The organism is Neptuniibacter sp. QD72_48, from assembly GCF_047778065.1.
Lineage (GTDB): Bacteria > Pseudomonadota > Gammaproteobacteria > Pseudomonadales > Balneatricaceae > Neptuniibacter.
In genome coordinates, this window is record NZ_CP180547.1 from 2,555,026 (window position 1) to 2,578,504 (window position 23,479).

Sequence of the window (23,479 nt, forward strand, 5' to 3'; positions counted from 1 at the left end):
TGGTCATTAAGATACGCCGCACTTTCAAGGCTAATCCCTGATAGCTCAGTTGGTAGAGCAGTAGACTGTTAATCTATTGGTCGCTGGTTCGAGTCCAGCTCAGGGAGCCAACCTTGACTGTACAGCTGATGATCCCCGATAGCTCAGTTGGTAGAGCAGTAGACTGTTAATCTATTGGTCGCTGGTTCGAGTCCAGCTCGGGGAGCCATTAAGTCGGAGTGTAGCGCAGCTTGGTAGCGCATCTGGTTTGGGACCAGAGGGTCGGGGGTTCGAATCCCTCCACTCCGACCACTTTCATTGGCAAATTTCTAAATACCTGCTCAGGTATCATCGTCGGAGTGTAGCGCAGCTTGGTAGCGCATCTGGTTTGGGACCAGAGGGTCGGGGGTTCGAATCCCTCCACTCCGACCACTTTCTTTGGGAAATTTCTGTATATCTGATCAAGTATAATCGTCGGAGTGTAGCGCAGCTTGGTAGCGCATCTGGTTTGGGACCAGAGGGTCGGGGGTTCGAATCCCTCCACTCCGACCATCTTAATATTCTCAATTTAGCTCATCATGACAAACCAAATCATTAGCGCTATTTTTAGAAATGAGAACACCCGAAGGGGTTCGAACCGAGCGTAGCGAGATAACGGAACGAAGTGACGACCCGCAGGGTGAGCGCAGCGAATAATCCCTCCACTCTGACCATCTTAATATTCTCAATTTGCTTTCAATGACTAACTAAATCAAAAGAGTTGAATCTGATAACTCATTGCTTTCGTCTATTAGATTGTATTCACAGCAGCTTTTCCTCTTAAACATCAAGCCCATTACGCCTAGTTCAATAAGTAACTCTTAGGCAATTCCCCCAGTATAATCACCATAAACCAAAGCTAAGATTTTTCTTCCTGAACCTGTTTTAATTTTTCATAAAGTTCTTCAGCCTCACGCGTCAGAAAAGAATATTTTTCAATATCACCACTACGCTGCGCTTTCATAGCCTGCTCAAGCTTAGCGCTATATTCTTTCTTAAGCCTTTTTTCAGGATTCTGCTTTAAAAATGAGAACATCTGTTTCACCTTACATTTCAGAGAAACAGGTGTTACGGAAGGGGAAAGTGAACCGATCACATAGACACTGTAACCGGTTCCAATATGAACTATGTATGGTTAAACAGTAGGCTCTTCAAAGAATTGCGCCAATACTTTCGTAAGATCAACAACATCTTTAATACCAGCCATTTCACGAATTGAGTGCATCGCAAATTGCGGCACACCGATATCAAGTGTTTTCACTCCTAATTCCGCAGCTGTAATCGGCCCTATAGTGCTTCCACACGCCATATCACTTCTTACAACAAATGCCTGAACCGGAACATTCACCTGCTGAGCGAGATCCCTAAATATCGCACTCGTTTCACTGTTTGAAGCATAGCGCTGATTCGCGTTGAGCTTAATTACAGGCCCCTCATTAATTAAAGGACCATGGTTTGCATCGTGCTTATCCGCAAAATTAGGGTGAATACCATGAGCATTATCTGCCGAGATCATCATAGAACGACTTATCATCCGCACCCTATCCTCGACATCAGGCATCAATCGTTCCAACACCTGGCTCAACATTGGCCCTTGAGCACCAGAAGAACTCATACTGCCTACTTCTTCATGGTCATTACAGACTAAAAGCGCCCCTTGCTCAAAATTAGATTGCAGTAATGCCGCCAATCCCATGTAGCAACTTAAAAGATTATCCAGTCTTGCAGATGACAAATACTCTTTCTTTAACCCTGTCAGTGCTGGCTTTTGCGTATCGTATAGCGAGATTTCATAATCAAGAACCTCCGCCACATCTTCAACACCCTCAGCAGATAATCTATCCGCCAACATCTGCTTAAAGCTAAACCCTTTATCCCCTTGCCCTAAAATAACTGGCAAATAGGTTTGAGCATTGATTGTTCTACTTTTATTTGCCTCTCGATCCAGATGAATAGCTAAACTAGGAATTAGTGCTATGGGATCTTTAAAGTTAACTAACGCCTTACAACGCTCACCTTTTAGAGACTTATAACTCACTCGCCCTGCCATAGACAGATCACGATCAAACCAGGGGTTTAACAACACCCCACCATAAACCTCAACACCCAACTGCTGATAGCCATGGCGGTTCAGCTCAGGAACCGGCTTCACTTTTAGACAAGGAGAATCAGTATGCGCGCCCACCATACGTAATCCAGACTCTGCCAGATTAACATCACGCGGCAAAGACCAAGCAATTATGGAAGAGCCATTGCGAGTAACGTAATACTTCCCACCCGCTTGTAACTGCCAACTATCCTCTTCACGCAGCTCCATAAAACCATTTTTAGCCAAACGCTGCGACATCTCCTTTACCGCGTGATACGGCGTTGGAGACGCTTCTAAGAACAATTGTAAATCTGCAATTAAGTCTGTCATTTAAAATCCTATTTCTCAGAAGCCTTAAAATCGATCAACTCAACTTTGAATATCAAAGTTGAATTCGCTGGAATATCAACACTTGGGCTAGTAGCACCGTAAGCCAATTCCGGCTTGATATAAAACATCCAAACCGCCCCTTTATTCATCATAGCTAAGCCTTCAGTCCAGCCGCGAATAACGCGATTTAACGGGAAGGAACTAGGCTCACCACGTTTATAAGAGCTATCAAATACATGCCCGTCAACACGAGTACCTTCGTAGTGAACAGTGACAGTATCAGTAACGTTAGGGCTCCCACCCTCTCCTGCCTGAACAACTTTATATTGCAAGCCACTCGGTGTTACTTTTACATCTTGTTCTTTTGCATTGGATTCCAGAAATGCAACACCTTCCTTTCTTACATCATCGTTTAGCGCCTTCTCAACCAACGCTTGACGAAACTTTTGCTCTTCAGGATCTTCACCACAACCACTAACCAATCCTAGCGTCATCGCCAGAGCTGTAACACCTACGAATTTCATGTTCATAAACGAATACCAAATAAATCCATACACTCTTTATAAGCAATTGATTTTACAACAGTGCCGCGCATGTCTACACTCAACAAACTGTGACAGGGAACTCACAACCCTTTTTTAGGGTCATAGTTAAATCCAGAGCGCTGAATTAAGACTTACATTATGCATAGATCGCTATTAAAGCCACTGTTGTTTACTGCGTTATCCTTCCTAATTCCAAGTACAGCCAATGCACTTGCAACACCGCTCAAATCAGAGCCCGTGCATAAGCAAACGTTATTAGAAATTACAGAATCGCTCAAACTAGGCCACTATAACAGAGTCAATTTAGATGATTCATTATCTGGGCAGATCTTTAATCAATATATTAAGGACCTCGACCCTGCGCGCAGCTATTTTTACAAAAGCGATATAGGTGAGTTCGAAAAATATCGTTTGGTACTAGACGATCAAATCCGCTCGGGAGAACTCTCTGCAGCTTATTTCATTTTCAACCGCTATCAAGAGCGTATTGAAGGTCGCCTAGAGTTCATTATTGATGAATTAGAACAAGGCAAGGTATTTGATTTCTCGATTAATGAGAGCCTAAACACTGATCGAGAAAACGCTGCTTGGATTGAATCCACCCAAGAGATGAATGCACTTTGGGACCGCCGACTTAAGAGCGCTCTGCTCAACCTTCTATTAGCTGAAAAAACTGAAGAAGAAGCACGAGAAATTCTAATAAAACGCTATAAAAACCAACTAAAAAGAAGTTTACAAGTTAATAGCGAAGACGTATTCCAATCGTTTGCAAACGCTTTTACCAAGCAATACGATCCACACACCCAGTATTTTTCACCAAGAAAATCTGAGAATTTCAAAATTAATATGAGCTTATCTCTAGAAGGGATCGGCGCTGTATTAAAAAGTGAAAACGAATTCACTCAGATTGTTCGCCTTGTACCTGCAGGCCCTGCTGAAAAGACCGGCCAACTAAAAGCTACTGACCGCATTATTGGTGTAGGCCAAGGTGAAGACGGCGATATCGAAGATGTCGTAGGCTGGAGATTGGACGATGTTGTTCAACTTATTCGAGGCCCTAAAGGAACTACGGTTAGACTAGAAGTAAGGACTTCTGAGCGCGAAGACATACCTTCAAAAATCGTAAAAATTGTTCGCAATAAAGTAAAACTAGAAGAACAATCTGCCCAAAAGCGCGTACTTGAAATTGAACACCTTGGCCAACCATTCAAACTTGGCGTAATTGAGATACCGGCCTTCTATATTGATTTTGCAGCACTACAGCGCGGTGACGACGACTATAAAAGCACTTCCCGCGATGTAGAAAAGTTAGTCCAAGAACTCAAAGATGAAAATGTTGATGGCCTAATTGTAGACCTTCGCAATAATGGTGGCGGCTCCCTACGTGAAGCAAATGACACTGTTGGCCTATTTATTCAACGCGGCCCAACCGTTCAAGTAAAAGACTCTACAGGGCGAGTAGAAGTTCTTAGAGACCTAAACCCCAAAGTATCCTACGGTGGACCAATGGCCGTCCTAGTGAATCGCCTGTCCGCTTCTGCTTCAGAAATTTTCGCTGGCGCTATTCAAGACTATAACCGAGGCATCGTTATTGGCGGCCAAACCTTTGGTAAAGGCACAGTTCAAACCTTACTACCCCTTAACCACGGCCAGTTAAAACTAACACACGCTATGTTTTATCGAATTTCTGGCGACAGCACCCAGAATAAAGGCGTAATGCCCGACATCACATTCCCTACCCTTTATGATCCTGAAATTATTGGGGAAAGCGCACTAGATCAAGCACTAGCTTGGGATAAAGTTCGATCCGCGCCTCATGGCGTTTACCCAAATCTGAAACAATTTTTAACTCAGATTAACTCACGCTACCAGTCACGAAGCCTGGCAAATCCTGACTTTATTTTCATGCGTGAACAGGTTGAACATCTTAACGAAGTGCGTAAGGAAAGCAGCCTAATTCCTCTACAAGAGTCAGCACTTAAAATTGAACGAGAAAAAGCGGAAGAATGGCAAGTTAATGCGGAAAACCGTCGCCGTAGCAAAAAACAACTACCGCCAATCAAATCACTATCAGAGCTTGATGAAGAGCGAGAGAAAGATGCTCAAGGCAGACCTATCAACCCAGAAGCAGAAGCAATGCTTGTAGAAAGCGGGAGAATCCTTCTTGATACTGCATTCCTGCAATTGCAATACTCAGCTAACGAGACGCAAAAAAGCGACCAGAAATAGACTATCAGCGCGGAGGTAAATCTCCGCCTAGCTATAACAACGTCCGCCACCCGCTAGATAGGAAAGCAGTAAACAATGAATACCAGAAAGCTTCTTGTAGTACTGATCATCATTCCAATTGTTTTAGCCGTTCTTGGTGGTGGCGGTTATTTTGCTTATAACGAAATGCAAGGCCAGCACAAAGAAAACTTAAAGGATTTAGAGAAATTTGGCTTCACAGTTCTACCTAGCAATGTACACACCGAAACAACTGGTGAACTAGGAGCCAAACAGCTTCCTGCCACCTTTGCTGAAGACAAACTCACCCCCACCCAAAAAGTCATCAAAGGCTTAATGGCCGATAATGACAAGCTGCTTGAAGAACAAGAAGCATACAAACGACAAATTTCTGATCTTAAAGCTGAAATAGCAGCTCTTGAACAATACAAAAAGCTAAATGAACATTTTGCTCCCCTAACAATTGTTGAGGAGATTGCAGCGGTAGAAAAACAACTTAAACAGATTTTAATTGATATGCCTGATGCGCGCCGCTTCTCTAACCTGCAAATCGAAGCCATGTCAGCAGCAGCCGGAAACGAGTACAAAAAGTTCATAGCAGGCAAACGCTTGATTCTTTCAGAATTTGAACGAGAATCCTTAGTCAAGAAGTACATGCCAGAGTATTCATTTTGCGTTGGAGACGGTATTGAAATTGCGGCCAATTCCCCACGCGAAGAGCGACTGATTACCCAGTTTTTCCGCAAACAAGACAGCAGCAAATTAACCTCTGATCTTAAAAACGATTTGAGCACAGTGATCAAACCCTGCCAAACAGCCCTTTATCAGCGCTTAGCAGATTACGACAAACCCTTCTAATCTAAGTAAAAGACCTGTATTCCCGTACAAATTACTGTATAATGTGCGCTCATTTTCTATTGAATTGGGCGCTATTCCGGTCAAAACGTCCCTTTCATATATATTAAACTGACCCTGTGAATCCGGTTTTACAGGCTGAAAGTGCTGTTATCCAATCTCTATCTCTTTTAGAGATACTACAGCCCTTACATAGGACATATTCAATGAGCGAAAGCTTTGCTGATCTGTTTGAAGAATCCCTTCAATCACTAGACATGACTCCAGGTAAATTGGTAATTGGTGAAGTTGTTGATATCGACAGCGACTGGGTTACTGTACATGCTGGTCTAAAATCTGAAGCAATCATCCCGCGTTCTCAGTTCCTTAACGATGCTAACGAACTTGAGATCAAAATCGGTGACGACGTTAAAGTTGCACTAGAAGCGGTTGAAGATGGTTTCGGTGAAACTCGTCTATCTCGTGAAAAAGCGAAACGCGCTGAAGCTTGGGAAGTTCTACAGACTAAATTTGAAGCTGAAGAAACCGTTAAAGGTTACATCAGCGGCAAAGTTAAAGGCGGCTTCACAGTTAGCATCAACAACATTCAAGGCTTCCTACCAGGTTCTTTGGTAGACGTTCGCCCTGTACGTGACGTTGATCACCTAGAAGGCAAAGAGCTTGAATTCAAACTAATCAAGCTTGATCCTAAGCGTAACAACATCGTTGTTTCTCGCCGCGCAGTTCTTCAAGAAGCTAACAGCGCTCAGCGTGATGAGCTACTAGCTACTCTAGAAGAAGGCCAAGAAGTTAAAGGCTTCGTTAAGAACCTTACTAACTACGGTGCATTCATCGATCTTGGCGGTGTTGACGGTCTTCTACACATCACTGACATGGCTTGGAAGCGTATCTCTCACCCATCAGAGATGCTAAACCCAGGCGATGAGATCACTGTTAAGATCATCAAGTTCGACAAAGAATCTGGTCGTATCTCTCTAGGTCTTAAGCAGCTTTCTCAAGACCCATGGTCTCTTATCAAAGAACGTTACCCAGCTGGTGCTAAGTGCAAGGCACGCATCACTAACCTTACTGATTACGGCTGCTTCGCATCTATCGAAGACGGCGTAGAAGGTCTGGTACACGTTTCTGAAATGTCTTGGACTAACAAGAACATCCACCCATCTAAAGTTGTTCAGATCGGTGATGAGCTAGAAGTTATGATCCTTGACGTAGACGAAGAGCGTCGTCGTATTTCTCTAGGCATCAAACAGTGCACAGCTAACCCATGGGTTACTTTCGCTGAGCAGTTTGCTGCGAACGACAAAGTTACTGGTACTATCAAAACTATCACTGACTTCGGTATCTTCGTTGGCCTACAGGACGAGCTTGACGGTCTTGTTCACATGTCTGACATCACTTGGGAAGCCGATGCTGAAGCAGCTCTACGCCAGTTCAAGAAAGGCGAAGAAGTTGAAGCCGTTATCCTTTCTATCGATGCAGAGAAAGAGCGTATCTCTCTTGGTATCAAACAGCTTGAAAGCGATCCATTCGCTGAATTCGCTGCAGCTAACGACAAAGGCGCTATCGTAACTGGTAAAGTTACTTCTGTAGACGCTAAAGCAGCTGTTATCGAGCTAGCTGAAGGTATCGAAGGTACTCTGAAAGTATCTGAGATCTCTGTAGATCGCGTTGAAGATGCATCTACTGTTCTTAACGTTGGTGAAGAAGTAGAAGCTAAGATCATCACTCTTGATCGTCGCAACCGCGTTATCAACCTGTCTATCAAAGCGAAAGAACAGGCTGAAGAGAAAGCAGCAATCTCTGCTGTACGCAACGCTGAAGTTGAAGTATCTGGCCCAACTACAATTGGTGACCTGATCAAAGCTCAGCTAGACAACCAGAAGTAATCACTTCTTGTTGAAGCTAAAAAGCCGCAATCATTGATTGCGGCTTTTTTGTTTTCGTTAAATAAACCTAGCTAGCAAATCTATATCCACGCTTACCACTGCGCTTCACTTTATACATTGCATGATCAGCTTCCTTCAGAAGCACCTCAGCATTTTTATTCAACGCCCCTTCCTCTAAAAGCGAAATCCCTACACTTACACCAATACAGGCCTCTTGTTCCTTGCCATTCATATCAGCGATCGAAAACGGCTCATTCATCACAGCAATAATCTTGGATGCAACGACTTCAGCATCTTTAGCAGACTTTATCCCTGACATTAAGATAATAAATTCATCACCTCCGATACGACCCACCGTATCCACTGCGCGCACTTGATGAACCAAACGCTTCCCAGATTCAACCAACACTTGATCACCCGCATCATGACCAAAACTATCATTAACAACTTTAAAACCATCGAGGTCTACAAACATTATCGCAGCTGAAGCTCCTTCTCGCTGCGCCTGCGCAATAACCTTAGTCATACGATCACGACACAAACGCAGGCTAGGCAGCCCAGTTAAAGCATCATAATGAGCGAGCTTATCCAACCTTGCCTTGGCCTTTTCTGTCTGTTGAAGTGCATTATGTAGCTCTGTAACATCATATTCAGACACCAAAAGGAGGTAATCGCCCGTCAATGGATGACGGCTCGTACGGAGATCCACAACATGTCGGCGCACGCCTTTACTCGTTACCATCAAGTGTTCTGACTGCCCATCTTGATGCTGTCGCCCCTGCTCAAGAAGCTCAAGCCCTTCTTTAACGTCGTGAAATCGGCACACAAACACAGAAGCATCATTATTCTGAGCATCAACAAAGCCATATAATTCTGCTGCGGCTGGATTTTCAAACATCGGCGTACCGCTCATATCAAAACTAGTAACAGCAACTGATGTATAACGGATCGCTTCAGAAAAGATGAGATGCTCTGGCTGCTCACCCAGATCAACCTGCTCACTAATAAACGCAATAATGCCACGGTGCTTTTCAGGACCAAGCAGCACTGCTTTATGTCGCATCAAGAGCGTTTTAGGTTTACCGTTTGGATAAGTTGTCCAAGGGTCAACTGTCATCCCTTGAGCCGCTGCTTTATAGAATGTTTGCTCGGTCCGCTTACGAGCACCTTCTGTATCAGCCGATAGGTCTTTATCAATCAAATCCTGAACAGTTGGCAGCCCCCAAAATTCGAGTGCGCGCTCATTTCCCCACCAAAAGCCATGTCGATCTAGATCAAAAATCCAAATAACATCAGGCACAAAATCGAACGCAGAAATTGCATCGACATTATCTAAGATAGGCAGATGATTAAATTGATCAGAAATGCTCAAAGCTATTATCTCCAACTACTAGATACAACTTTAAGTTAGGAAAACACTAACAGCAAATTAGATATTAGGCATAAAAAAAGCGCCCTAGGCGCTTTTCATCTATTCGAGAATATAATCTTCGAATTCTTCCTCAGAAATTTCATTATCTTTTACTTCGTACCAAGTTAGCACCGAGGCTCCTGATTCAATCACCGTTTCTTGGCGCCCAGACAATAAAGGGTGCCATTCAGGAAGATCTTTACCTTCATGAATTAAGCGGTAAGAACAGGTCGGCGGAAGCCAATGAAAGTCATCAACATCCTTCGGAGTAAGCTTGACGCAATCAGGCACTAAAGAGCAACGCTCCTCATATTTTGTGCAACGACAGGTATCAAAATCTAGAAGATGACAAACAACAGAGGTATAAAAAACCTCTTTTGTATCTTCATCTTCCAGCTTGTGGAGACAACAAAGCGCACAGCCATCACAAAGAGATTCCCACTGCGAAGAACTCATATCCTGTAGGCTTTTACTGCGCCAAAATACTTCTTGAGCTACCACTTAGCGAACACCAGTTTCCGGGCGATCTTTATGAAGATCAAGCATGTAGTCATCTTTTGGCGGCGGCATCTGTAAGAAATAGCCTTTCTCATCTAGATCAGCCAACACCTTTTCAGTATCAACTCTAGCCAATTCACGGTCAGCCGTTAAAGGAATATCCATCACATGCTTTGGCGAACCAAACATTTCTAATAGCGCTTCCGGCACTTTACTCAGTTGATCTCGCTTATCTACATAAAGATACATCTCATCTTTACGCGGGCTCAGGTAAACAGAGCATATTTTCATCGGTTAAGCACCTTCAGTTCTTAATTTTTCAATCTTTTGCAATTCGGCTAACAATTGAGACGCAAGAAGCTCCTGCCTCCAAGCCGTAATTTTTTCAGGTAAGCAATACTCACCCTCATCAACCCCTGAACGAATAAGTAGCTCTAACTCTTTTCTTCGCAGTAAAATTTCAGGAGCGACGTTCTGTTCTTCAGCCACACGACGAGCAATCGCTTTCAGCTTCTTAATGTGTTTGTTCCAAAAGAAGTGTAGCGGCTTAGGAATAGGTGCAGGGCTGTTTTTAGCCGCACTTTCCTGTCCAGACTTTAAAAAGCCTAAAATCGCTTCGCCGTCAGTACGAAGTATACGCTTTTTCACTTCATCTAGCCGCGATAACTCAGATAAACTACGCGGCCATTTTTCCACTATTTGCAACAAAGCCTGATTTCTAAGGATTCTGTTACGTGGAACATCGCGTTTTCTCGCAATCTGCTCACGCCATGCAGTCAGATCACGTAATGCTGCCATTTTGTGCTCCGGCAGGTTCCACATTTGGGTGAAGCGACGGTAATAACCATAGCCCTCAACATCATCCACCAGCGCCTCAGCTAAAAGCGCCTCATTTTCCTGCTCAGCCCAATGATAACGGTCTAAAGCTTCCAGCTCTGATTTTTGCATCAAGTATATTGCAGGAAGGTACGCCACATCTAGCGCTGCATATAACTCTTGACTTGCAGTCAGAGGGCGCTGCAGCCAATTAGAAGTAGTCTCATGTTTCGCTAATTGAATACCTAGCTTTTGCTCAAGCATTCTTTGAAGGCCCAATGAGAATCCCCAATTGAGTACAGCACCACCTAATTGCGTATCAAATAACGGCGTAGGCAGTACACCAAACATTTTTAGAAATAGTTCTAGATCTTCATTTGCAGCATGCATGAGCTTTACAACTGAACGGTCAGCAAAGAGATCAGCCAACGCACTAAAATCTTCAATCTCTAGAGGATCAATCAAGTAGCAGCATTGATCATCAGCAACTTGAATAAGCCCAGGGATAGGATAAAACGTTTCAACTCGCTGAAACTCTGTATCTAGTGCAATGACTGGAAGCGCACGCCATTTATTGCAACACTCAACTAGCGCATCTTCTGAACGAATCCAGACAGGTGTTCTTGCTGATACTTCTAGCTTTTTCCAACTATATTCTGTCATCTGGAGATTCTTACCTCAAAGCAGAGAACGTCTTCCTGCTATTGCATGAGCTAACGTGCCACCGTCTACGAACTCTAATTCGCCACCTACAGGTACACCATGAGCGATTCGAGAGACTTTAACATCCAACCCCTTAACTTGAGCAGCAATAAAATGGGCCGTTGCTTCGCCTTCTACCGTTGGATTGGTCGCAAGGATTAATTCTCGGATGTCGCTCGATCTAACCTTCTCTAAAAGAAGATCAATACCCAGATCTTCAGGACCTATGCCATCGATAGGCGACAGATGCCCAGAAAGTACAAAATAACGACCGTTATACCCACCCGTCTGTTCAACCGCCAACACATCTACCGGCGACTCGAGTACGCACAGTAGATGCTTATCTCTCGTTTCTGATTGGCAAATATCACAGACATCCTGCTCAGATAAAGTGCGACATTCACTGCAATGACCGATCTCAGCAACCGCTTTTTCAAGCGCAGCAGACAGAGATAATGCTCCTTCAGAATCACGCTCAAGCAGATGAAAAGCCATACGCTGTGCCGATTTAGGACCAACTCCAGGCAAACAACGTAAAGCGTTTATTAACTGCTGAATTAATGGACTGAATGACATCGATTAGAACGGCATATTGAAACCAGGAGGCATTCCCATACCACCGGTCACTTCAGACATTTTCTCTTGAGTGTAAGATTCGATTTTACGCACTGCATCATTTACCGCCGCAGCGATCAAATCTTCTAAAATCTCTTTGTCTTCTTCCATCAAGCTGTCATCAATATTGATGCTTTTAACGTCGTGACGACCGTTCATTACAACTTTCACAAGACCCGCACCAGACTCACCAGTTTGCTCTGCAAGTGCGATTTGCTCTTGTGCTTTTTGCAGGTTCTCCTGCATTTTTTGGGCCTGTTTCATCAGGTTACCCATACCGCCTTTCATCATGTATATCCTCAATTAATTATCGATGGGAACCACGGACGAGAGTTCAATCCGTGCATCAAAATGCTCTTGTAGTAATTGTACCGTACTATCGTTACGAATAGATTCAACAGCTAATAGATGACGCTCTTCTCGTTTACGATTTATAAATTGTGCAGGCGTTTCCTGCTGCTGTTCAGCTTGTAAAAACTCAACCTGAACAGGGTTATTAAAATAACTATTCAGTGCATCCGAAATACGCTGACACTGTACTTCGTTCAGCATCGTCTTCTGCTCTTTGGTGTAATGTAAAACCATCGATTCAGACGATATTTGTTCCAAAGAGAGATGAGTCGCTAAACTTTCGGTCATGCCACTTAGACCAAGGCTACGACTAATATGTACCCAGTCAGGCAGGGAGACTTCCGCTAAATTACGCGAACACTCTACAACCTCAACACGTGTTTTAGAGATCTCACCTATCTCTTCTGTTACTTCTGCCTGAGGAGCTTGCGCAACCGCAGTTGCTTCCATTTCAGAATAAGCATTAGTTGCTGATACGTGAGTTGGCTCTTGCTCATCAAAACCACCTACATCATCCATATCCCAAGGAGGCGGTTCATCTCCTTGGTTATTTAGCGCTTCAGGCTTTTTTGCAGGGCTTACCTCCGCCACTGGCGCCATCGGACTTGCCTGCCCCAATGGAGGAACATCTGATACTGGCGGCTCATACGGCGGTGGAGATTCTACTGCTGGAGGTTGACTATCCATCTGCGCTGGAGCCGGTTGCATTGGCGCAGATTGAGGCGCAGGTGCAGTTTGAGCAACTGGTGTCTGTGCGACAGGAGCGGGTTGGATCGATTCAGCTACAGGCGGAGGCACTTCCGCAGTTACAGAAGCAGTAGTGGTCTGACTTACTTGTTGAGGCAAACTTGATGCAACCTCAACTTGGCGCGGCTGAGCACCAGCAGGACGAAATGCCAGCATTCTCAGCAATACCATTTCCAAACCTTCGCGTGGATCAGGAACGAAAGGAAGGTCCTTACGCCCCATCAAAGCAACTTGGTAATAGAGCTGTACGTCTTCAGCCGTTAATTTGCTAGCAAGTTCAATTATCTGATCTTTATCTCCCATGCTGTTATCCACAGCATCAGGGATCGTTTGCGCCATCGCGATACGGTGCAATACGCCGATCAAATCACCTAGAACCGTATTATAGTCAGGTGAAAACTGAGCCAAATCAGTCACTGCCGCCATTAGGCCTTTAGCGTCTGATGCAGCTAAGCAGAACAACATCTGATAGACCAAACGCTGATCAATTGTGCCCAGCATGGCGCGAACATCTGCTTCACCAATCTGCCCAGCTCCAAAAGCGATCGCCTGATCGGTCAAACTCATCGCATCACGCATAGAGCCGTCTGCAGATCTCGCTAACAACCATAATGCTGGCTCTTCAAACTGAATCTGCTCTGCTGTCAGAACTGTTCGCAGATGGTTCACGATTCTTTCAGGAATCAAGTTTTTAAGATTGAACTGCAAGCAACGAGATAAAATTGTGATCGGCAGCTTCTGAGGATCAGTTGTTGCTAATAGGAATTTAACATGCGGAGGTGGCTCCTCCAGAGTTTTAAGTAGCGCGTTAAACGAGTGAGTAGAAAGCATGTGCACCTCGTCTATCAGGTACACTTTGTAGCGCCCATGGGTCGGTGCATATTGCACGTTTTCCATCAGCTCACGCGTATCTTCTACTTTCGTGCGCGAAGCCGCATCAACTTCAATAAGATCAACAAAACGCCCTTCGGCGATCTCTTTACAAGCAGAACATTGACCACAAGGCGTTGAAGACACACCCTGTTCGCAGTTGAGAGATTTGGCAAATAATCGAGCAATCGATGTTTTACCGACACCACGGGTACCGGTAAAGAGGTAGGCATGATGTAAACGATCATCATCCAACGCATTAACCAGTGCTTTAAGCACGTGCTCTTGCCCTACCATCTCCTGAAATTTAGCAGGACGCCATTTACGCGCTAGAACCTGATAACTCATCTACTTTTGCTACTTATATCGTCTAAAAATATTGGCTCTATGCTACCTCTTGAGAGCGACTTGTACCAGTGAAACCTTATGCACTTCCCGTCACAAACCTGTTTCTAAGATCGCTTCTGTCTCTGTAATTGGAACCGGTTTAGAGAAATAGAAACCCTGAGCCGTATCGCACTTCAATTCAGTTAAAATCGCTAGCTGTTCATCAGTTTCAACGCCCTCAGCAACCACTTTCATACCTAATGTATGCGCCATTGAAATGATCGTAGCCATGATCGCTTTCTCTGACTTGTTACAGCCTAATTCTGCAGTAAATGCTTTATCAACTTTCAACACATCAACCGGCAAGCGACGCAGGTAGTTCAGAGAGGAATACCCGCTTCCAAAGTCATCCAATTCGATCGCAACCCCTTTCTCTCGAATAGCTTCAAGAACAGGTAAAACTCGATCTATATTCTCAATAACCGCTGTTTCGGTAATTTCTACGCTCAAATACCCTTCAATTAGGGGGTATTGATCTAATTGTTTACTCAATTCACCAACCAAATCAGGACTTGCTAGCTGGCGTGGCGATAAGTTGATAGAGACCCTTTCCCCCTCTTGCAGCAACCCCTGTTTGACCCACTGGTCAACCTGCTTGAATACTGTCGCAAAAACCCAATTACCCAAAGGCAGGATTAATCCGCTACTTTCAGCTACAGGAATAAATTCTGCTGGAGAAATGCTACTGCCATCAAAATCAGTCCAACGAAGCAACGCTTCCAAGCCAATCACTTTTCTTGAGGTGAGACATACTTTCGCTTGGTAATACATTTCAAAAGATTCAGCATCAATAGCAGCACGGATATCAGATTTCATTTGTATCTGTTGTAGATTCTTACGATTCAGTTCCGAATCAAAGAAACATACTTGGTCGCGCCCTCGATTCTTAGCGCTATACATCGCAGCATCAGCATGCTGAATCAAGGTTTCTGCACTATCAGCGTCATGAGGGTACATGGCAATACCTATACTGGCCCCAATAAAGACATCACTGTTTTTTAACCTGAATGGACGCTTTAGTTCTTCTAGAACATTGTTCGCTATAACCAAAGCCATATTTGCCTGAAAGATACCTGGAAGAATGAGGATAAATTCGTCCCCTCCCCAACGAACAACCGTATCGGAACTTCGAACTTTTTCTCTAATTCGATTCGCCGCCTCTACAAGTAGCTGATCACCATATTCATGGCCCATAGAATCATTCACATGTTTAAAGAAATCCAAGTCAATAAACACCAAAGCCAAAGATTCTTTATGTCTGTTGGAGAGCTCCATATCATGGGCTAAGCGTTCTTTACAGAAAGTCCGATTCGCGAGATTGGTCAAGGAATCATAGTAAGCAAGGTTGCGTAGAGAAGCCTCGGTTTTCTTTTGCTCCGAAATATCCGTAAATACTCCAAAGTAACCGGTAACACTATCTTGCTCATCTTTAATTGCTTTGACCGTGAGCCACTCCGGATAGATTTGGCCATCTTTCTTTCGGTTCCAGATTTCCCCAGACCATAACCCTCTCTCTTCCAACTCTTTCCACATTGCTTCATAGAACGATGTAGGTTGTTTATGGGAGTTAAGGATATTCGGAGCCTGACCAATCACCTCTTCTTTACTGTACCCAGTAACCCTTTCAAATGCTGAATTGGCTTCTACAATCCGGTTATGCTTGTCCGTGACAATAATGCCATCATTCGTGGTTTCAAAAATATATTGGGCCAAACGTAAAGCTTTATCTTTTTCAGCTCTATCGCTCATATCAGTTGTGATCGTGCACACCGCATATAACTGTCCATCATCAAACAGAGGAAAACATTCACTGTATAGGGACTTATACTGTCTATCGCACTCGTAAGTTAACTCCCAGCTATAATGCTGCTTCGACTGAATAACTTGAGTATCGCCGTCTCGCGAGGCACGAATCACGTCAGCCGGTAATCCCTTCTCAGAGTCGTCACCTTGTAGCTCATCCACTGAAGCTAAACCTGCAAATTTTAGATAAGCGGGGTTTGCCCTTAAATATTGGCCTTCAGCATCTCGAATCACGATCATCGATGGCGAGTTTTCCAACAACTCATCTAACAGATCAACGTTAGCTTCTAGCTGAGCATGTATCGAGGAGATCTGCTTTGCCATCTCACTAAACGCAGACCCAAGCGCCCCCAATTCATCATTTCCGATCTGATCATCAAAAGCGGTCATTTGACCTTGTGAAAATGATCTACTTGCCGACACCAACCGCTGCACTCGAGAAGTGACCATCCGGTTGATAGCAAACATTAAAATCAGAGCTAAGAACAACATGGCAATAGAAAGCGCAGTAACCAAGACAGTGAGTTGCTTGCTAATAGCCTCATTCACTTCTTTATCACTTAAAGCAAGAATCATAACCCCTTGCTCTAGCTCTTGTTGTTGCGAGCCAAACACCGGAATAGTTATTGGGATCAAAGAATAGAGAACATTTTCCTTGTCAAAATAGGCATGCTGATGCAACCGCCTTTCTCGGACTTGAATAATGGTATTAAGATCTAAATGCACATCGACACGCCGGCTAACCGTTTTGCCTAGATCTTCACTATGAGATGAAAAACGAATTTGGTTAGCCGAATCCACTACCAATACTTTACTCACCTGCTCTGACTGAAGGTTCTGGCGAAATTCCCTGTTTACACCATTTGCATCCCCCCTTTCTAACAAGTAAGTCAGTGTACCTTTAAGCCGCTTAGTAACATTTTGTGCTTCATTTTGAAGCAAAGTCTGATGCTGCCTCTCAATAATAGGGGCTACAAAGAAAAGACAACTTGGGATTATCAGTGCTGTAACCAACACAATAATGACCGGAATGGAAAAGCGTAACGGTAAAGATAGTCGCATAAGAAAGCTTTTGTTATCTGTATACTTACCGGCTTAACATAGCTCACTAGATATTCCCTAGTCAGCAAGTCATAACCTTATTTACAACATAATGAGTAATTATAAATAAGGATAAGCTAAAACTATCCTCGCAAGCACCCCTAATTAGGTTTAAAATCATACAATCCCTAGACCATGGTCAAGACTATGTTTAAGAAATCCCCAAGCAAAGCGGAACTTCGCGATCAGCTCAATGCTGAGGTATCGCGGTTTCTGGAAAAAGGAGGGGAAATTAAACAGGTTGAGATGGGGGAGTCTGGATTAGTGGACGGTCGCTACACTCATCATAAATCCAACTTTGAGCACGCTAAACCGCAAGAACGAACTCCCGTCCACGGTTTATTAGCTACTATTGATGCCCGCCGCAAGAACAAAGCTACAACCTCAGCTAAGCCTAAACGTGGGAAACCTCGCAAAAAGATAATTTACGATGACTTTGGTGAACCCGTTAGAACAGTCTGGTTAGACGAATAACTTATTAAGCTAAACAAGCGCTCCAGTCGCCCCTCCTATCCTTCCTAACGTTCTAATCAAAATCTATACTGTAATAACGGAATGTATTCTTTCCGGCGCGTTTAGCTTCATACATCGCTGCATCTGCATGCTCAAAAAGTTTTTCTGGTAATTGATCATCTGGATAGATCGAGATACCAATACTCACGCCCATCTGCAAAACCACATCTTCATAGGCAAACGGTTGCTGCACAGAATTAATAATTTTCTTAGCAACCACTTCCGCATCATATTTAAATTCTAATCCAGATAGGAAAACAACAAACTCATCACCTCCTAACCTAGCTACACAATCAGATTCTCTTACACATTCAGTTAAACGCTGTGAAATCTGCTGTAGCGCTTTATCACCTGCCAAATGGCCATGAGTATCATTAATCTCTTTAAAACCATCCAAATCCAGATATAGCAAAGCTAGTATTGCCCCTTCCCTTTTTGCTTGAACCAAGGCCTGGGTTAATCGCTCATTAAATAAACTACGATTTGGCAAACGGGTTAGCGCATCATAATTAGCCCTAAAACGGATTTCGTCTTCTTGCTCTTTACGCTTACTAATATCAGTAAACAAAGCAATATATTCCAATGGTTCTCCATCTTCATCACGAACCATCGCGATGGTTTGCCATTGTGGATAAACCTCTCCAGATTTCCTGCGGTTCCAGATCTCACCTTCCCAGCGATTATTTTTTTGCAGCTCTTCAAACATCGACTTATAGAAAGATTCATCATGGTGGCCGGAGTTGAGTACTCGTGGGCTTTGCCCTAGCACCTCTTTCGATTGATAACCGGTAATCTCATAAAAAGCTGGATTCACCATCGTGATAGCCCCATTTAGATCTGTCACCATGATCGCTTCAGATGCAGCATCAAATACCGTCGTAGCGACTCGCATCCGCTCTTCAATTTTTTTATAAGCAGTCACATCTTCCTTCACAGAGATATAGTGAGTCACCTCTCCATTTTCAGAACTTACTGGTGATATTGAAGTTTTATCCCAATAAAGGCTGCCATCTTTACGACGATTACAAAGCTCTCCTTTCCAGCTTTTACCGCTGGTGATGGTTTGCCAAAGGTCAATGTAATCCTCTTTATCTGTTTCCCCAGACTGTAGAAATTTCGGGTTTTGACCAATCACCTCTTCTTTGCTGTAACCGGATGTTCGGTAAAAGCAAGGGTTAGCATAAGTAATCACGCCGTCGCTGTCCGTCATCACCACAGCAACAGGGCTCTGTTCTACAGCTTGCGATAATTCCTTAAGGTGCAAGTTTTCACCGTTTTTATCTTTCTCATATTGTTCCAACCGAGCTCCCATAATATTGAAAGCCTGAGCAGTCTCTATCAACTCTCCACAGGATTCCTCAGATACACGAAAGTTAAAATTTCCTGCTGCTATTTGTGTACTCGCTTCTCGTAGATGGGAAAGCTGTTTAGAAATGACTCTAAGCGCTAAATGTGCGCCAAGAACCATTAGAAGAATTTCCAAAAAAGCTAAACCTAGTAGTTGATAGCTAGCACCCCGAACAAGAAAATTAGTTCTTTCTGCAGGAAGACCATAATGAATTTCATAAAATGCCCCATCATCACCTTGAAGAAATAATTGCTGATCAATGACATTACCACTCCATAAAGCAGCTAAACCATGAGAATGGGCAAGACTATGGTCGCCAAGAGACACTAATGGCGAACCACTCTGATCATTAATCTGCAAATACTCCAATGAACGGGTTTGCATTAATTCATTGGCTTTATAGGTCAAGCCATTACGATGGAGCGTATTAAGCTCTGGCAACAAGGTCACACCTAAAAAGGTGTTAACTATCTGAACCCTTTGCTCTACTTCCTCCGTAGCTGTCGTTCTAAGTAGATTGAAAGTCAGCACAGACAATGCTGCAAGAAAGGCTAGACCGAGAATAATGACGGCCAAAATTATTTTGGTTTTGTACTTCATAGCAAACCGTTAACGCATTTTTTATAGTAATTAGAATGAAAAGCCGTTCAATATTAATACAATCTAAATGAACGTAAAATTACTCTCTAGTACTTAAAAACCCTTATTTTTTTGATGTTTTATTCAACAAGAGTTAACCCTAGTTACATAAACCAAAAAATCGATTTGATCGCAAGGTTTAAAAGCTTTTCCAAGCAATCCGTGGGATAATTAGAAGATAAGTTTTAACCTGATAGATAATTGGTGCTTCCCAAATGACCTCTCTTACGATTACACGCCCTGATGATTGGCATATTCACCTACGTGACGGTGTACAGCTTAAAGACACTGTCCGTGATGTAAGCCGCTACATGGGACGCGCTATCATCATGCCGAACCTAGTTCCACCTGTAACCAACACAGAAGAAGCGCTTAGCTACCGTCAACGCATCATGGATCAACAGCCGCAAGGCAACTTCGATCCTTTAATGGTGTTATATCTCACAGATAACACTGACCCTGCTGACATCAAAAAAGCGAAGGATACAGGCAAGGTTTACGCAGCTAAACTTTACCCTGCTGGTGCTACCACAAATTCCGATTCAGGCGTTACGTCCGTTAAAAACATTTACCCTGTTCTAGAAGCTATGCAAGAAGCAGGTATGTTGCTTTTGATTCATGGTGAAGTAACAGATGGCGATATTGATATCTTCGATCGTGAAAAGATCTTCATCGAAACGATTTTGAAAGATGTGGTAAATGACTTCCCTAACTTAAAAATCGTACTTGAGCACATCACAACTAAAGATGCTGCCGAGTTCGTTGAATCGGCTGGGGATAATGTTGCTGCCACCATTACAGCTCACCACCTACTTTACAACCGTAACCACATGTTGGCTGGCGGTATCCGCCCACATTATTACTGCTTGCCGATCCTGAAACGTAATATTCACCAAGACGCACTAATTAAAGCTGCGACTTCTGGCAGCAAAAAGTTCTTCTTAGGAACAGATTCAGCGCCTCACATGAAACACGCTAAAGAAGCTGCGTGTGGTTGTGCAGGTTCCTACACAGCTCACGCTGCGATTGAATTGTACGCTGAAACATTTGAAGCGGCTGGCGCGCTGGATAAGCTAGAAGCGTTCGCAAGTTTGAATGGCCCAGACTTCTACGGTCTGCCACGTAATACAGATACCATCACCTTGGCTAAAGAAAGCTGGAATGTGCCAGCAACTTATCCTCTGGGTGAAGATAATGTAGTTCCTATTCGCGCAGGCGAGCAAATTGCGTGGAAAGTAAAATAACCTGACATTCAATCAACAGGTTATATATCTTAGGGGGCCTATCTTAGCTCCCTAAGATCATCGTCAAACTGATAGTTCTTGTAAACTCATATATTCTGCTAGAATTTTTCTCACACCCTCATTCCCTTGGGCCTGCATACGCTGATAATGACTGATATTCTGTCTTAAGTACTCTTGATGATCGTCTTTCGCTAGATCCCACATCAATCCGCCAACTGCAGGAATCTCAACATCACTTAACGTAGACAGATGGATCGCTTCATAATAGCGCCCTCCATCTTTAACAATCTTCTCGTTAACCAACCCCAAACCTAATGCCTTTACACCACTACGTACTTTATGAAGTTGTCGTACTGGACAGATAAGAAAGTCGATGTCGCAATTAGGATTATTTTGCAAGACGGCCTGAACCATATCTAGCGTCAGGTCACCACCTACACCGGCAATAATGAGTAGATGACGATGCTGAATATTCGTAGCATTTTCGGGAAGAGCCAAACGGAGCTGTTGAAGATCTTCACAATGAACTTGCCAGCGTTCAATTGAATAATCGCTACCAGCTAAATGCTTTTCAAGTTTGTTGGTAATGGATTCCACTACATCCAAAAAGTGTACTTTAGCCTCAGGCTTTGCCTGCAAAATAGCCTGACCTAAATAACCATGGTCACAGCAACAATCCCAAATATGGTCATATTGACCATCAATCATTTCCAATATTGAATTCAAACGAGGTGAAAGACTCAAACTCTATATTTCCCGATATAAAAATCTATTTTTTCAAACAAAAAATAGATTCTACCATTGTCTTTTAGCGAAAAATCAACAACTATCTATAGTAGTGTTTGTTGTAGTAAAAGCGTCCGCAGGTAAACGCATTTATGAACCCGTTAAGATTCCCCCTAAGATTCATCCTATTGACGGCTATGCTGTGCGTTTCCGTAGTTCCTATCGCCCTATTTTCCTATTGGACGATTCAAAATGCACTAGAGAAAGAGTTTGCTGCTGTTCATGAAAAGCATCTTTTACTTGCGCACAACACAACCGCTGCACTAGATCGTTATGCCCTCGATGTAAAAGCGGTGTATGACACAAGTGCTCAACTCGCGCAAAACCTTCACTTCCATCCAGAACAGATCTCTTTGATGGAACAGCTCAACATACTCGCTTTTGCACAATATGATTCTTCAGGAGACCTAATCGAAAGATACTACGGTCAAGCAGTTTTAGTACCGCCATCATTATCTGAAATAGAAATGATACCAGCAGAGATAAAACCAGAGATTCAATTCTCTAAAATTTTCATCTCAGAAAACGCTCCACCTACCATCTATCTTACGTCTGTAGGCCCCAAATCTAATATCTGGATTGCGGCTATTAACCCAAACTACCTTTACAACATTCAGAAATCTATTAGCTTTGGCGATAAAGGGCATGCAGCAATAGTTGATCAATTTGGCTCCGTGATCGCTCACCCTAACCCGTCCTGGGAACAAGCAGGAAAGAACATAGCCAAAATCAGCATCATCAAGCAAATGATGCGAGGAGAGTCTGGAGTAGCACAATTTTATTCTCCTGCGATGAATGCCGACATGATCGCTGGTTTTGCGACCGTACCAACCACAGGTTGGGGAGTAATGATTCCACAACCAACATCGGAGTTGGAATCAAAACTTAAAGATTTAAAACAGGTGACCCACTTAATAGCCGCTCTCTGTTTTATCATCGTGGCATTATTAAGTTGGTGGATTTCAGGCATAGTTGTGAAACCGGTTAAACGACTGATCAAGATGACAGAGGATCTTTCGCATCACCAATACCCTCTCCCATTCAAAAAAGATGACTCTTTAACCAGTATCGAGATAGATACCTTAGTGACTAGCTTCAATACTATGGCTGAAGAAGTAGATCGCGGCCAAAAAGAGCTAGAAAAACGCGTCATTGAACGCACAGAGAAGCTACACAAAGCGGAAAAACAAGCACGCCACTTAGCATCCCATGATTTAGTCACAGGCCTGCCGAATCGAATTGCTATCCGTGCAGATGCTCAAAAACGTATTCATCGAAATGAACCATTCACCCTACTCTTTATAGACCTAGATGGGTTTAAACCGATCAATGACCAATACGGTCACCAGATGGGCGATCGTTTACTCAAAGCATTCGGAGAAAGGTTACGATCCAATTTGGGTGAAAACGACAACATCGCTCGCTACGGAGGCGATGAATTTATCGTGCTTCTTGATACCAACAGCAAAGAGAGCGCTAAAGAGACTGCAGAAGAGCTATTAACCTATACGCGCAATCCCTTTGCATTTGGCGAATATAAAGTCAGCATTCAAGCGAGTATTGGTGTAGCTCAGTCTAAACCCGACACACGTGATCTAGACCAAATTATCCATGATGCAGACATCGCCATGTACAACGCAAAGAAAGCCAGCAAGAATTGCATCGTTTGTAGCTCTGAGTAAATAGGTATTGCCTAGAA

Annotated in this window: 19 protein-coding genes, 5 tRNA genes and 1 other RNA gene; 12 read left to right on the plus strand and 13 right to left on the minus strand. The window is 43.5% G+C overall.

What is annotated here, in order from left to right:
• Positions 1-34 precede the first annotated feature (34 nt).
• From ACMXYX_RS11470 to ACMXYX_RS11495, 6 genes are all read left to right on the plus strand, one after another.
• Positions 35-110 (plus strand) — tRNA-Asn (locus ACMXYX_RS11470).
• Between the two features lie 22 nt (positions 111-132).
• Positions 133-208: transfer RNA gene (locus ACMXYX_RS11475), tRNA-Asn, on the plus strand.
• A 6-nt stretch (positions 209-214) separates the two neighbouring features.
• Positions 215-291, plus strand: a tRNA-Pro gene (locus ACMXYX_RS11480).
• A gap of 43 nt (positions 292-334) precedes the next feature.
• A tRNA-Pro gene (locus ACMXYX_RS11485) sits at positions 335-411 on the plus strand.
• A 43-nt stretch (positions 412-454) separates the two neighbouring features.
• Positions 455-531, plus strand: a tRNA-Pro gene (locus ACMXYX_RS11490).
• A gap of 40 nt (positions 532-571) precedes the next feature.
• Positions 572-692: non-coding RNA, RtT sRNA (locus ACMXYX_RS11495), on the plus strand.
• A 185-nt stretch (positions 693-877) separates the two neighbouring features.
• Here ACMXYX_RS11495 and ACMXYX_RS11500 read toward each other — a convergent pair.
• The 3 genes from ACMXYX_RS11500 to ACMXYX_RS11510 form a co-directional block, all read right to left on the minus strand.
• A complete protein-coding gene (locus ACMXYX_RS11500; RefSeq protein WP_415881742.1) occupies positions 878-1,054 on the minus strand; it encodes a DUF6435 family protein in 177 nt (58 codons plus the stop codon).
• A gap of 99 nt (positions 1,055-1,153) precedes the next feature.
• On the minus strand, positions 1,154-2,437 hold the full coding sequence (locus tag ACMXYX_RS11505; RefSeq protein WP_415881743.1) for a M18 family aminopeptidase: 1,284 nt from the start codon (positions 2,435-2,437) through the stop codon (positions 1,154-1,156).
• Between the two features lie 8 nt (positions 2,438-2,445).
• Positions 2,446-2,967 (minus strand): FKBP-type peptidyl-prolyl cis-trans isomerase, encoded by a 522-nt coding sequence (locus tag ACMXYX_RS11510; RefSeq protein ID WP_415881744.1) that lies wholly within the window; start codon positions 2,965-2,967, stop codon positions 2,446-2,448.
• A 153-nt stretch (positions 2,968-3,120) separates the two neighbouring features.
• On the opposite strand from ACMXYX_RS11510, the gene ACMXYX_RS11515 reads away from it, so the two are divergent.
• The 3 genes from ACMXYX_RS11515 to rpsA all read left to right on the plus strand — a co-directional run bounded on the left by ACMXYX_RS11515 (position 3,121) and on the right by rpsA (position 7,949).
• On the plus strand, positions 3,121-5,211 hold the full coding sequence (locus tag ACMXYX_RS11515) for a carboxy terminal-processing peptidase (RefSeq protein WP_415906015.1): 2,091 nt from the start codon (positions 3,121-3,123) through the stop codon (positions 5,209-5,211).
• A 75-nt stretch (positions 5,212-5,286) separates the two neighbouring features.
• Entirely contained in the window at positions 5,287-6,066 is a 780-nt protein-coding gene (locus tag ACMXYX_RS11520) for a hypothetical protein (RefSeq protein WP_415881746.1), read from the plus strand.
• Between the two features lie 203 nt (positions 6,067-6,269).
• Positions 6,270-7,949 (plus strand): 30S ribosomal protein S1, encoded by a 1,680-nt coding sequence (gene rpsA, locus ACMXYX_RS11525; RefSeq protein WP_415881747.1) that lies wholly within the window; start codon positions 6,270-6,272, stop codon positions 7,947-7,949.
• A 67-nt stretch (positions 7,950-8,016) separates the two neighbouring features.
• Here rpsA and ACMXYX_RS11530 read toward each other — a convergent pair whose 3' ends face one another.
• The 8 genes from ACMXYX_RS11530 to ACMXYX_RS11565 all read right to left on the minus strand — a co-directional run bounded on the left by ACMXYX_RS11530 (position 8,017) and on the right by ACMXYX_RS11565 (position 17,211).
• Complete coding sequence (locus tag ACMXYX_RS11530; protein ID WP_415906016.1) at positions 8,017-9,321, minus strand: diguanylate cyclase domain-containing protein; 1,305 nt, start codon at positions 9,319-9,321, stop codon at positions 8,017-8,019.
• Between the two features lie 99 nt (positions 9,322-9,420).
• A complete protein-coding gene (locus ACMXYX_RS11535) occupies positions 9,421-9,816 on the minus strand; it encodes a YcgN family cysteine cluster protein (RefSeq protein WP_415906017.1) in 396 nt (131 codons plus the stop codon).
• Positions 9,817-9,861: 45 nt separating this feature from the next.
• Complete coding sequence (locus ACMXYX_RS11540; protein ID WP_415881750.1) at positions 9,862-10,149, minus strand: YcgL domain-containing protein; 288 nt, start codon at positions 10,147-10,149, stop codon at positions 9,862-9,864.
• A gap of 3 nt (positions 10,150-10,152) precedes the next feature.
• Complete coding sequence (gene rnd, locus ACMXYX_RS11545) at positions 10,153-11,337, minus strand: ribonuclease D (RefSeq protein ID WP_415906018.1); 1,185 nt, start codon at positions 11,335-11,337, stop codon at positions 10,153-10,155.
• 15 nt (positions 11,338-11,352) lie between these two features.
• A complete protein-coding gene (gene recR / locus ACMXYX_RS11550) occupies positions 11,353-11,952 on the minus strand; it encodes a recombination mediator RecR (RefSeq protein WP_415896576.1) in 600 nt (199 codons plus the stop codon).
• Between the two features lie 3 nt (positions 11,953-11,955).
• Positions 11,956-12,282: a YbaB/EbfC family nucleoid-associated protein gene (locus tag ACMXYX_RS11555; protein WP_415881753.1), complete on the minus strand. Its 327-nt coding sequence runs from the start codon at positions 12,280-12,282 to the stop codon at positions 11,956-11,958.
• 12 nt (positions 12,283-12,294) lie between these two features.
• Positions 12,295-14,307: a DNA polymerase III subunit gamma/tau gene (dnaX, locus tag ACMXYX_RS11560; protein WP_415896577.1), complete on the minus strand. Its 2,013-nt coding sequence runs from the start codon at positions 14,305-14,307 to the stop codon at positions 12,295-12,297.
• 90 nt (positions 14,308-14,397) lie between these two features.
• Positions 14,398-17,211, minus strand: a complete 2,814-nt coding sequence (locus ACMXYX_RS11565) for an EAL domain-containing protein (protein WP_415896578.1) — start codon at positions 17,209-17,211, stop codon at positions 14,398-14,400.
• A gap of 186 nt (positions 17,212-17,397) precedes the next feature.
• Here ACMXYX_RS11565 and ACMXYX_RS11570 point away from each other — a divergent pair, with 186 nt between their 5' ends.
• The gene (locus ACMXYX_RS11570; RefSeq protein ID WP_415881756.1) at positions 17,398-17,724 is read left to right on the plus strand and encodes a hypothetical protein; all 327 of its coding nucleotides are present in this window, start codon (positions 17,398-17,400) and stop codon (positions 17,722-17,724) included.
• 52 nt (positions 17,725-17,776) lie between these two features.
• On the opposite strand, the gene ACMXYX_RS11575 is transcribed toward ACMXYX_RS11570, so the two are convergent.
• Entirely contained in the window at positions 17,777-19,711 is a 1,935-nt protein-coding gene (locus ACMXYX_RS11575) for a diguanylate cyclase domain-containing protein (protein ID WP_415881757.1), read from the minus strand.
• A 254-nt stretch (positions 19,712-19,965) separates the two neighbouring features.
• On the opposite strand from ACMXYX_RS11575, the gene pyrC reads away from it, so the two are divergent.
• Positions 19,966-20,994, plus strand: coding sequence for a dihydroorotase (gene pyrC / locus ACMXYX_RS11580; protein ID WP_415896579.1), 1,029 nt, complete (start codon positions 19,966-19,968; stop codon positions 20,992-20,994).
• Positions 20,995-21,057: 63 nt separating this feature from the next.
• Here pyrC and ACMXYX_RS11585 read toward each other — a convergent pair whose 3' ends face one another.
• Positions 21,058-21,738: an SAM-dependent methyltransferase gene (locus ACMXYX_RS11585; RefSeq protein ID WP_415896580.1), complete on the minus strand. Its 681-nt coding sequence runs from the start codon at positions 21,736-21,738 to the stop codon at positions 21,058-21,060.
• Positions 21,739-21,872: 134 nt separating this feature from the next.
• On the opposite strand from ACMXYX_RS11585, the gene ACMXYX_RS11590 reads away from it, so the two are divergent.
• On the plus strand, positions 21,873-23,462 hold the full coding sequence (locus ACMXYX_RS11590) for a diguanylate cyclase domain-containing protein (RefSeq protein WP_415896581.1): 1,590 nt from the start codon (positions 21,873-21,875) through the stop codon (positions 23,460-23,462).
• The last annotated feature ends 17 nt before the right edge of the window (positions 23,463-23,479 follow it).